Annotated in this window: 6 protein-coding genes; all 6 read left to right on the top strand. The window is 36.2% G+C overall.

From position 1 onward, the window contains the following. Positions 1-204: 204 nt before the first annotated feature. The 6 genes from AACQ38_RS11815 (at position 205) to AACQ38_RS11790 (ending at position 12,477) form a co-directional block, all read left to right on the top strand. Positions 205-381: a hypothetical protein gene (locus AACQ38_RS11815; RefSeq protein WP_339367045.1), complete on the top strand. Its 177-nt coding sequence runs from the start codon at positions 205-207 to the stop codon at positions 379-381. Further along, complete coding sequence (locus AACQ38_RS11810; RefSeq protein WP_339367044.1) at positions 350-913, top strand: helix-turn-helix domain-containing protein; 564 nt, start codon at positions 350-352, stop codon at positions 911-913. The genes AACQ38_RS11815 and AACQ38_RS11810 overlap by 32 nt, the downstream gene beginning before the upstream one ends. A gap of 140 nt (positions 914-1,053) precedes the next feature. Then, positions 1,054-2,022: a threo-3-hydroxy-L-aspartate ammonia-lyase gene (locus AACQ38_RS11805; protein ID WP_109791339.1), complete on the top strand. Its 969-nt coding sequence runs from the start codon at positions 1,054-1,056 to the stop codon at positions 2,020-2,022. Positions 2,023-2,496: 474 nt separating this feature from the next. Further along, entirely contained in the window at positions 2,497-4,806 is a 2,310-nt protein-coding gene (locus tag AACQ38_RS11800) for a hypothetical protein (protein WP_165578195.1), read from the top strand. Positions 4,807-5,067: 261 nt separating this feature from the next. Continuing rightward, positions 5,068-8,013, top strand: a complete 2,946-nt coding sequence (locus AACQ38_RS11795; RefSeq protein ID WP_165578194.1) for a Tc toxin subunit A — start codon at positions 5,068-5,070, stop codon at positions 8,011-8,013. 48 nt (positions 8,014-8,061) lie between these two features. Further along, a complete protein-coding gene (locus tag AACQ38_RS11790; RefSeq protein WP_165578193.1) occupies positions 8,062-12,477 on the top strand; it encodes a Tc toxin subunit A-related protein in 4,416 nt (1,471 codons plus the stop codon). Positions 12,478-12,506: the final 29 nt, after the last annotated feature.

The raw sequence follows: 12,506 nt of genomic DNA, 5'->3' as shown, positions 1-12,506 counted from the left end.
AAGTATCACTGTTGTATTACCAAATTGAGACTGTCATCTCATTTTATTGATAAATAAAATGAATCAATTTGGTCGTTTTGTAGATGGTTGAGTAGAGTGATGATAGCGAAAAAATATTTTAACCATAAGTGTTAATATACCCTATGGATTTCAAGATGGATCGCGACGGCAAGGGAGCAAATCCCCGGGAGCATAGAGAACGATGTGACCGTGGTGAGGGAGTGCAGCCAACAAAGAAGCAACTTGAAAGATAACGGGTATATAGCAATTTTTATTGTGAAGAGTCATGGCAATGATAGATTCGAAGACGAAAACTCATTTTACTGGTACTCGGAAAAAAACTTATACATTGCTAATCAATACGGCATTGGCGCTTTTTGAACAGAGAGCGATACCTTCGGTTTCTGAATTGGCAATGCATGCTGGTGTTTCCAGAGCAACAGCATACCGCTATTTTCCGACACAAAGTGATTTAATTGATGCGATTGTTGGTGCCAGCCTTGGGCCGATCCTCACTTGGAAGCCTGCTAGTGAAAAGACTGAGGAGCGGATTACGGAGTTGTTGGACTTTGCTTATCCCCGAATGTTTCAATACGAAGGTGCATTGCGAGCTGCTCTGTTAGTTTCCTTGCAACAATGGGCTCAGGGATGTTTATCTGAGGGTAAGCAGGAAAAGAAATTGGTACGTGGGCATCGTAAAGATATCCTGGCAATGGTTGTTGAACCATTAAAAGGGCATTTTCCGCCGGATATTTTGGAAAATGTCATTCGGTCTTTTTCCCTAATTTATGGCTCCGAGGTCTTTCTGGTGATGAAAGATATCTGGCAGATGGATAATGCGGAAATTATTGAGATCACTAAATGGATGGCAAAAGCGATAATTAATCAAGCGCACAGAGATTCTGAATTATAGGCATTGTTTATAGGCATTATTTATAGGTATTATTTATAGGTATTGTGGTAAGTCAAAATTTAGTCACAACCTTTACTATTGACGAATTTTTCTGGTGTGGATATTTTGTCTAATATTTTATATAACTTACGGTTATTCCTATGAAAAATATTCCTGTTTATGATGATGTCATTGCCGCCGCCCGGCGAATAGAAGCTTATGCTTACCGTACGCCAGTCCTAACTTCCCGCACTGCTAATGAAATGACAGGAGCCAGGTTATTTTTCAAATGTGAAAATTATCAGCGAATGGGAGCATTTAAATTTCGTGGTGCTTTTAATGCGTTATCACAATTTAATGATGAACAGCGCCGCAATGGGGTTGTCACTTATTCATCGGGTAATCATGCTCAGGCAATTTCATTGGCGGCTCGTATACTGAATATTTCGGCGACAATCATCATGCCGTTCGATGCGCCAGTGGCTAAGGTTGCCGCGACCGAAGGTTATGGTGGCAAAATTGTTTTCTATGATCGTTATACGGACGATCGTGAACAAATTAGCCGTGAATTATCAGAAAAGCAGGGATTGACCTTAATTCCTCCCTATGATCATCCGCATATTATTGCCGGACAGGGAACTGCGGCAAAAGAGTTGTTTGAAGAGGTCGGTGAACTGAATGCGTTGTTTGTCTGTCTCGGTGGAGGAGGGCTGCTTTCAGGCAGTGCGCTTGCAGCTCGCCATTTCTCTCCTGAATGTAAAATTTATGGTGTAGAGCCGGAAACCGGTAATGACGCTCAGCAATCATTTCGTCAGGGCAAAATTATTCACATCGATACGCCTAAAACTATTGCTGATGGCGCACAAACTCAACATCTTGGGCAATATACTTTCGATATTATTCGAAAAAATGTTGATGATATTTTCACTGTTTCTGATGAAGAATTGGTGGATGCAATGCGATTTTATGCAGAAAGAATGAAGATGATTGTCGAACCGACTGGCTGCTTGAGTTTTGCCGCTGCCCGCAAAATGTGTGAGTCATTGCGAGGCCAAAAGGTAGGGATTATTGTCAGTGGCGGTAATGTGGATATCGAACGTTACTGCTCGTTGCTGGCAAAACAACCTTAGACGTAATAAGTCACGCAGAAGGGGCTCTTGGTATTCTCAGAACTTATATCCGTCATCTTTCAAGTTGCCTCTTTGTTGGCTGCACTCACTCACCCCGGTCACATAGTTATCTATGCTCCCGGGGATTCGTTCCCTTGCCGTCGCGATGCATCTTGAAATCTATTGGGTATATAATCTATGTTTTACCGTGTAATTATTGCTTTTTGTATTTGAATATTAATTATATGGCTAATATTATATATTAGCTGTTACATGTTTTTTGTTAATGTTTCACGGTATTATATTTTCATTAATATATGTTATGCTTATCATATATATCCTAATTGATTGTTAATCTATTAGGGTAAATTGAATAATATATATTTTACATTCGACTTATGGGTATATTATTGAATTAATATGATGGCGGAAGCTATTGTCTAATACGCTTCCTCTAATAACAGATCTTTTATGACGTCTAAAATAGGTGATTATATGTCCACGGAAGATAGCATTATTGATGATTTTAACGGTAAAACAAAGACTCTTGGATGGGATATTGTTGCTGCCTATGATAGAACTAAAATAAATATGCTGTTTGAACAGCAATATGTAAGAAAAGTAAGTGAAGGTGCACATTTTTCACCTATTTTCTGGGAAAGCGAAAATAAAAAGATAAAATTTGACAACTTGATATTGGGAGTGCCGTTAATTTCCTTTGAAAATTCATCAATTGAAGGTTCTCAGGCAACGGTAAAATTAAATTTTATTTCTGGCACGATAATAGAACTTTATGATGATGGTAGAGTAAAGAATTATCAAAGAATTACCCCGAATAATAATTACCATATGACAATAACCGTAGACTTGATTGCGGCGACAGGTTCTGTTGATAATAATGGGAAAGTTGTCGTGGAGTTTAAAAAAGGAATTTTGGGGGTAGTCAATGTTATCAACGATGCGCCAGCAGAAGTTAAGGAGTTTTTCCGTAATTGGCTCAAAGATAATGATGTCACTTATGAGTTAGGTATTTTGAAGCTGGATAATACGACTGGATTAGTCCCAAAAATGTTTAAAATTAGAACGCAACCGGCACCCGGTGCTAATTCACGTAGTTCTGATAATTATGGTCATGGGGCAGTGTTGTTATTTATTGCAACAAACTATAATCCTAACGGTGGAGTATTACCAACTAGCTCAAGTAATTTTCCTTATTTGATACCAGATAATCGTTCTGCGATGCTAATTATCAGTAATAAGACACTTTTTGAGAATATTCTTAAGCCGCAATATGAGCGTTTATTACCGAGTTCTACGAGTGTAAATTTAGAATTAGTTAAGTTAGATAGTCAATCAGATGATTCAGCTAGCTATTTGAAGATAACAAGTGGGTATGCTGAGAGCGATGAACCTGTACAATATGAAGGAGGAGGGTATAAAGTATGGACAGGATTGTCTAAAGGTGAAACTAATATTTGGCTGGAGAAGGTAAAAATTCCTTATTCTGGGATGTATATTAAGCCTGAGAAGGAAAAAATTATCTTTTCTGGGGAGGATAATAATGGTCACTCTTATCATTTTATCCAAACATTTGGTGTTTTTTACGATTCAGCAATAAGTGGTGGTTGGAACGACTCTAAGATTGATTTTTATATTGATGGTTCAATAGATATTACGCCTCATGTAAAATCTAATGATAAGATTGAATTAAAATTAAATAATAGAATGAACACCAGATATGATAAACAAGATGAACCTGTTTGGGGAATACACTTTTACCCTAAAGAAAAGTTTATTAATAAAACAGCAGAAGTTGTTAAAGGTATTGTTGAAAATAATTTATCCAACGTTGCAAAGATTAAATTAGATAGCATTAGTCTATTTGCAGTTAAGCATCTTCTTTTTCCTGAAAGCAATTATCTTGAATTTGATAAAGTATATGTGCCTGGGGATATGGTGCTATTTGGTGATATTTCACTAACATCAACTGCATTTAGAATTAATGATCTTCAACTAACTATGCCAGTGAAAGCTAAGCATAAATTTACAATCAACACCAAGGCAACGGTAAATTGGTCTATTACTCCAGCAGAATTGGGGAGTATTAATGCGGATACAGGAGATTACATGGCACCGACTAAGATAAAAGGGAATAATCAAATTGTGACAATTACTGCGACAGACCCAAATACAAACGCTAAAGCTTCAGCGGTTGTAATTTTGGTGCCTTCCTCAGTATCGATTAGTCCTTCTTTTGTTGTTATCAATGAAAATGATGTTAATAAGAATGCCAATTTTACTGTTTATGGCGATAAAAAAGTGAATTGGCGTGTGGAAACGGGTACTGGCTATGGTGTTGTTGATGCGAATGGCAAATATACGCCTCCAGCCGCTTTCCCGGCTGGATATAATATGGTTACGGTGACGGCTGTTGCTGATAATGGCGATTTAGATAAAGTTAATATCCTGCTTATCAGTAAAAACACGAAAGCTGAGTTCACGATTAATCCTAGCTATAATCAAGAGTTATTAACACCCGATGCCGTAATGAAATTCTCTTCTGTTGGTAATGATTTGACTTCTCCAAGTGAATGGAGTCTTATGCCAGAAAGAGGAAATATTAAGGTAGGTGAACCAGAAGTCACAAAAGATGAGTTTGGTAATGACATCGAAAAGTATACTGCAACTTATACTGCACCAAGTGATATTACTTGTTCAGAAATTGTTTTACTCAGAGTGACACATAAAAATAAACCCAATCGTGCGGGATATGCTTTGATTACACTTGAGCCGAAAATCAGCTAATCGTTAACGACTTTTAATAACCGCCAGATGATGCAATAAATTTCTTATTATTTATTGCATCTCTGTTATCTAATTTATTGTTTTTTTTATAAAAAAATATTCATCCTGTATATACCCTATGGATTTCAAGATGCATCGCGGCGGCAAAGGAGCGAATCCCCGGGAGCATAGATAACTATGTGACTGGGGTGAGTGAGTGCAGCCAACAAAGAAGCAACTTGAAAGATGATGGGTATATTTCCGATAAATAAAGGCGATCCTATGACTAATGATATCAGCCCGTTGTTAAAGAGATTAGGTGATAAATATAACTTCACCGATAAGATAATTGAATCAGGTTATAAATCTATTTTTGATATTATAAGAACACCCCGTCATCTATTTTTAGAGAAGTATAATTCAAATCATCAGGTAGCAGATATTTATGATACAGCAAACAGCTATGCTATACAAATATCCCATAAATTTCGCCAGCAGCATTATATTCATAATACATATACCAGTCGTCAAGTGGACCGTAAATTTCTCCGCCAGCGTTACGTTCATAATACATATGCCAGAAGTTATTCTTCTCTTTCATTAAAAGAAGTTCCTCAATATCAATCTTTATTTCAGGATAACTGGCAGCAATATTGTCCAAATGGCGCACCGGAAGCGAATAATTCACCGGTTGCTTATTTAGCAGAGATTTATAAATTAGCGATGGATATTGAATCCAATGCGGATGCTGAGGCCATTAAAATAGATGAGCGCCGCGCTGATTTAGCGCATTTAATGCTGGATGAAGTGAGTATTAACCAGGAGATTTCAGCACTGTCCTTGGTTAATACTATGCTAAGTCAACGTTTGGAAGCTATGTTAAAACAACAAGGAAAGACAAATTTATCCAGTTATGATCTTTTGGCTAATGTACGTTATCCATTTCAACTTCCTTATGATTATGCACAAAACCAAATTAATCTAACATTTGATAATAGAAAACTTTTTTGTCTGAAAATGATGCAACAGACAGATAAGAGTTATCCTTATTTTCTTAAATCCAATCTGAATACTGCTAATGGAGAATTTGTCACACCTTTAGCAAATCAGCTAGGTATTTCCCAACAAAAAATAATCAATGAGCCGTTAAAACCATCTAATAAACAATTCTATCGGGATAATTACGGTGTTAATAGTGCAGGCTTACTTGAATTGTTATCGATTTTTACTGCACAAACGGCTCTTTCTGTCGCAGAGGTTGAGCAATTATTATGTGTGAAAGGGATATCTACCAATAAAGGGGGGGCATTAGAGCAAAATAATGTGAGATTATCTCAAAATGTGCTTAATTTAGGTCTACCTGCGGCTCCTTATCATTATGGTGCCGTTTTTATTAATGGGCCGAAGGCAAAAGGGAGTGATTTCCTACATTTGTATCGTGAGTTTGTCTCAAATGATAATTTACCACAAGCGGTAAATAAATTATCAGGTGTGAATCATGAACGCTTTGATAGGCTAAATCGCATGATACGGTTGTGGAAATGGATTAAATTGCCGGTAGATAAAATTGATTTATTGGTGACGGCAACGATGCGGGCAGAAGGGGATGCAAATAAGCAATTACAGATGAATGAGAATACCTTACGTATGCTAGGTATTTTCCATCATTGGAGCAAAAAATATCATATTTCACCTGATGATTTTGCCGCGTTGATATATCAAATTACTCCTTTTTCGATGGGTAAAGATATTCCTTTCTTTGATCAGATATTCAATTTATCTTCGCTATTTGATGCACCATTGGTGATTGATGATCGTGAGTTTTATTCAGAGACAAAACAGGATGATAATATCATTAATAAGTTATGTGCTGGATTGAAAATTAAAGAAAAAGATTTTTCTTTATTAGCACCATTAGTTGCTGAATCGATGGGTAAAAAGAGTTTAACATGTTCACTTTCTGTTGTTTCTGCGTTTTATCGTATTGTGCAATTGTCGAGAATTTTAGGGTTAACACCACAGGAAGGTGTGGTTATTTTAACATTAATCGGTGGAAATAAAGTATTAAAGCAGGTCACGGGTATTCCTTATTTATCGCAATCAGGAAATAATAGGCAAACAGATATTTTGGATATTATGATTGCAATGGAGCAAACCATAGAATGGTTGAGAATAAATAAATTATCTGTTGGTACTCTGCAATTATTCTTATTACCGGCTAATGAAGTTATTATGACAGGAAATGCGGCGCAGGTGGCCTTTATTAATCAAGTGGGATTGCATCGTAATTCGGAAATTTTAACTCTGGAAAGTTTATCGTCAAATATCTTACCAGCATTAGACGATAATGATAATTTGATTGATTGGTTAACTCCACGTCAAACTGTTTTAAATGCAGTATCTCATCAAAAATATGGTTTAGTTAAGCATAATGTTAATATTATTGATGAAATTAATAAAACGATAAAAAATATATTACTTGATGATAAAATCAAAGTATCTATTACTGAGCAATGGGCTGCAATTATTAATCAAGCTCAATCTGCACAAAATGCAATATCGGCCAGTATGTTGGCAAATGCATTTCAGCTATCACAACCGTTTCCTTTATTTATTCTAAACTGGATCGGCTTAAGTAGTTATGATTTTTTATTGAAGTCATTTGAACTGTTTGATAAGAAAAATTTACAGCCAGAGATGATCAGTCAGGATTATTTGATACTGATGTATGATTTATCGCGATATATTTCAGTGATTAAGACTTTCCGACTGAGTACTGTGATGTTGCATCATTTTTCTGAACATCCTGAATGGTTTGGCTGCCAGAACACGCAACTTTCTTTGTCGGTTATTTATTATTTAAGTCGCTACCGAGATTGGATAAAATTAGTTGCTTCTTTAGATAACGCGGAAGATAAAATATTGCGTTATTTGGAGTTAGTTAATACGAATAATCAAAGTAACGATAAAACTAATATGGTGAAAATATTAACTGAACTATTGTCATGGCAGCGTGATGAAGTGCTATCAGCTAATTCACATATTATTGGCAAGGAAGATAATACAGCAAAAACATTGGCTGAAATAGATATCATGATGAGACTTAAATTTTGGTCTGAGGAAATGGCACTTTCCATGCATTCATTATTAGCAACGATAAATATCAATGCTCATTCCTCTTATCAGGATTATAAGCAGGTTGGTATAGCGATGGTAGCAACTCTGTAAAAGTAATTGTCATAGTGGAATAAAAAAATTTTAATAGAGGTTAAGGATATGAAAAATATTGTTGCTAAAAAATTAGCTGAGAGTGTTCGTGATGGATTGGTTGGTTATTACTTGGGGCATATTTCAAAAACAGCTAATGTACCTGATTTAAAAACGCCGGATGATTTGTATCAATATTTACTTATTGATAATCAGGTATCTAGTCAGGTTAATACCAGTGTCGTTGCACAAGCGATTTCCAGTGTTCAGCAATATATTAATGGCATTATGCTTAACATGGAACCAGGGTATGATTATCAATATGAAGATAAAGTAAAAACATGGAATAATGTTTTAAGCCAATATAATATTTGGGCTGGTTTTCAACAGTTATCTAATTATCCAGAGAATTATATTAGCCCTATATTACGCCATGGTAAAACAAGTGATTTTAAAGAGTTGGAGGATAATTTAAATAAAGGTAAATTGAGTGATGAGGTTGTTCAGGAAGTCATATTGAATTATTTGAATAAATTTGAAGAAATAAGTAATTTAGAGCTGATGAGTGGCTATATTAATGCGACTAAAGAATTAGCTCCTGCTCAGGCTGAATATTATTTTATTGGTAAAATGAATATTACGCCAGGTCAATATTATTGGCGATCGCTGAATATGGCTAATCGAAATGTGCAAGATGTCATTAATCCTACGGCTTGGAAAGAGTGGGAAAAAATTGGTATTCCTGCTACTGGGGAAGTGATTAAGATCCGCCCAGTCGTTATTAATGGTCGTCTTCATATCGTTTGGTTGGCACATGAAGCAGATAATAGTAAAGAAGAAAATTATTATAGTATTAATTTGATATATCGAAAATTTAATGGTGAATGGAGTCTTCCAAATAAATTACGGACTTTTACGGGTGATAAGAGTAAAATTAATGATAGTTTTGAACTCATTGCATTAATGGATTTGCGAGCTGAGCCTGTATTAGTTATTTCTGCTATTTGTAAGCCAGTAAAAACAGAAAATAATACATCGGGAGAAAAGAATTATCCGTACTCCTGTAATTTACTATTTAACGAAGTTCCTGTGCCTCTGGTGGGTGAAAAGTCATTAGATCTCTATATCTATCAACAGATTAAATCTAATCCTACGCAAGATCTGACACAATCAAATATGTTGTCAGCCTATTTTGGCGATGCATATAAATTAGTTGATAAGCCTGTTTATCTGGCGTCAGGAAGTCACCCTGGGCTTGCGACAAAGAAAATGACACTATTTGCTGAAATGGGTAGTGGAAAACTACGTCTCAGTGGTAATAATAGTTTGTCGATTGGGAAAGAGATTATTAAATCTGTAGCATGTGATATTAATCTTAAAAGTAAATCTAGTGAAACAGGAAAGGTTAATATTTCACTCGCGGATGGTGCTAAAGAAAACAATGGAAAAATAACAGTTTCTGTCGCGGTGACTATCAATGATAATAGTTATGCATCAGGTGACTATTTTTATATTATGTTTAATTCTAGTCAGAGTGGTTATCCTGAGTTGAATGTTAATTTTTCTGAATGGGGACAAAAACAAGGTAATGTTTATCATTTTACTAAAGAAATGGAAGTGCCTCTATCTGGATTACAAGAAGCTAAAGTATTTAGTTCCGAACTTAATAAATCGGGTGGTAAGCTTGTTGCTTCTGGAGAGGGAACGCCAAAAGTGGATATTGACCATTCAGGTTATCGGGAGGCCGATTTCTGTTTATGGCATACTAACGGGGGGAGCGATAGTCTGTTATATTCAGAACGCCAATTACTCAATGGAAAGAGTATTATTTCTACTGTAGAACTTGATCTCGATAAAATAAATGGTAAGGATTCGAGTGTATTTTTAAAATTAGGTTATAAGAAAGAGGGCGAAGATGCGGACTTAGGTTATAACCATTATGAAGTTAAACTAAGTAAAACTTCCTATCCTAACCTGCTGTTGACCTATAATAAAAAAACGCAAGCACAGTATCTGGATATTACTGAATTACAATTTAAATATCGATCTATCAGATTAAATACCCTATTTGGCAAGGAGCTTATTTCACGGGCTAACAATTCTATTGCTGATGTATTGAGTTGGGAGGCGCAAAATATTAAGGAACCGCTTATTCTGGGGGGTGGTGAAAATAATGATTCTGCGCTTAACGGGGCGAATAGTATTTATTTCTGGGAGCTTTTCTTCCATGTTCCTTATTTAGTTGCGTATCAACTCAATGCTTCACAACAATATCAGGATGCCCAAAACTGGTTGCACTATATTTTCAACCCAGGAGTAAAAAATAAGGCTAATGGTAGCCCAAGCTATTGGAATTGCAGCCTGTTAGAGGTTTCTCAAGATAGCTCAGTACAATTAAAAAGATTACAAGATCCAGATGCGATAGCTTATGCCGATCCGGTACATTATAAGAAAGCCATATTTCAAATGTATGTACAGAACTTAATTGATTTTGGTGATAGTTTTTATCGCTTTCTGACCAATGACGGACTTAATAATGCTAAATTACGCTACCTTCAAGCACAGCAATTACTTGGCCCAAGACCCGATTTTGATTTAGTTAGTCATTGGCTACCGCTTGAGTTGGCAGATGTCACCTCTTCAAAGAATAATAAATTACGCGAATTTGAGAGTAATATTGATCTTGATATATTAATTGATCTTCCAGCCACTAAAGTCAGTGCTTATACGGTGGTTGATAATGCGATATTCAGAGTGCCTTTGAACAATGATTTACTGTGGTATTGGGATATTTTATCTAGCAGATTTTATAATTTGCGCCATAATTTAACTTTAGATGGTAAACCTTTGTCGCTACCATTATATGCAACACCGGTCGATCCAAAAAATTTGCTTGCTTTACTGGCAAACGGTGGATCGTTATTGGCAGCAGGCAGTACCGGTATTTTGAATATACCGCCTTATCGTTTCCGGGCATTATTACCCAGTGTTTATCATGCGGTAGATACATTAAGTCATTTTGGTGATTTACTTTTAAGTGCGCAAGAACGTAAAGATTGTGCGGAACAGGAAGAGTTGAATCAATTACATTTGAAAGAGTTAGCTATTTTCGCCATTTCATTGCAGAAAGATGCTGTCGTAATTGCTGAAAAAGGAAAAGAGGCATTATTAAAAAGTCAGCAGACATTACAACAACGGATTGATCATTATAAGGCGCTTTATGATGAAAATATTTCTACAGATGAAACCTATGCTCTGAATTTACAAGGTACGGCAAAAATTATTTCTTCTGTTGAGGAAGGAATGTTAACCGCCGCCGGTGCCGCTTCGCTGATTCCTAGCATAGCGGGAACATCATTTGGTGGACAACAATGGCATATGCCGCTTGTTTGTACTGCGGGTATTACACGTACTGCATCATTAATCATGCAAATGGCGAGTGATACGTTGAGTGTTAAAGCGGGTTATAACCGGCGACGTGAAGAGTGGGAAATTCAATATAAACAGGCGGAAAGTGAGCTGGAAATGTTGAAAAAACAGATTGAACAGCAAGAGGCACAAATCTCCGCCGCGAATACAACATTACAACAATCTCAGGCTCAACTGCAAAAAGAGCAGGATATGTATCAGTTTTTTACTGTGACCAGGGTAACGAAATCTTCGCTTTATCAATGGCTGAATGATCAGATGATGTCATTATATCGTCAGGCTTACGATGCAGTGCTTTCGCTATGTTTAAATGCACAAGCATGCTGGCAATATGAAATGGGGGATTTTGCCACACAATTTATTGTGCAAAATAGTTGGGACGATAACCATAATGGTTTATTGGTAGGAGAAAAGATTAAACTGAATCTACTGAAAATGGAATCGGCTTATTTGAATCGTAATGAACGTCGTTTAGAGTTAACTAAAACGATCTCGTTAAAAAATCTATTATCTGGTACGAAAAAATGGGATGATATTCAATCTGAGCTTAAAACCGGTGAGGGAGTTACATTTATACTGAACGAGAAATTATTTGATCAAGATTATGCCGGGCATTATTTACGCCAGATCACGTCTGTATCGGTCACGCTGCCGACATTAATGGGTCCTTATCAGGATATTAAAGCGACTTTAACTCAAACGAAATGTTATACATTGAAAACGCCGGATATTAATGGTGTGAAATATTTACTTTCAAATAAAGAGGGCGATAATAAACAAATTGTCACGAATTTGAGAGCGAGCCAACAAATCGCACTTTCATCAGGGATTAATGATAGCGGTACATTTAATCTTAATTTTGGTGATGATCGCTATTTACCTTTTGAAGGAACGGGGGCGGTTTCTGACTGGAAGCTCACTTTCCCATCAGCGGCAACAGACAATATACAGCGAGATATTCTGGATAATTTGTCAGATATTATTTTGCATGTACGTTATACCGCGAAGGATGGCGGTGAGGCATTTTCTGGTCAGGTAAGAGAACTACTTAAATAATACATTTATTTATTGTTGTTTTTGTATCT

This window comes from Photorhabdus sp. RW14-46 (assembly GCF_963887965.1).
Lineage (GTDB): Bacteria > Pseudomonadota > Gammaproteobacteria > Enterobacterales > Enterobacteriaceae > Photorhabdus > Photorhabdus laumondii.
Note: the sequence above shows the minus strand (reverse complement) of the source record. Positions and strands in the feature narration are given on the sequence as shown.

Coding starts and splice junctions, on each gene's coding strand:
- AACQ38_RS11805 (WP_109791339.1), top strand. CDS start 1,054: ATGAAAAATATTCCTGTTTATGATGATGTCATTGCCGCCGCCCGGCGA.
- AACQ38_RS11800 (WP_165578195.1), top strand. CDS start 2,497: ATGTCCACGGAAGATAGCATTATTGATGATTTTAACGGTAAAACAAAG.
- AACQ38_RS11795 (WP_165578194.1), top strand. CDS start 5,068: ATGACTAATGATATCAGCCCGTTGTTAAAGAGATTAGGTGATAAATAT.
- AACQ38_RS11790 (WP_165578193.1), top strand. CDS start 8,062: ATGAAAAATATTGTTGCTAAAAAATTAGCTGAGAGTGTTCGTGATGGA.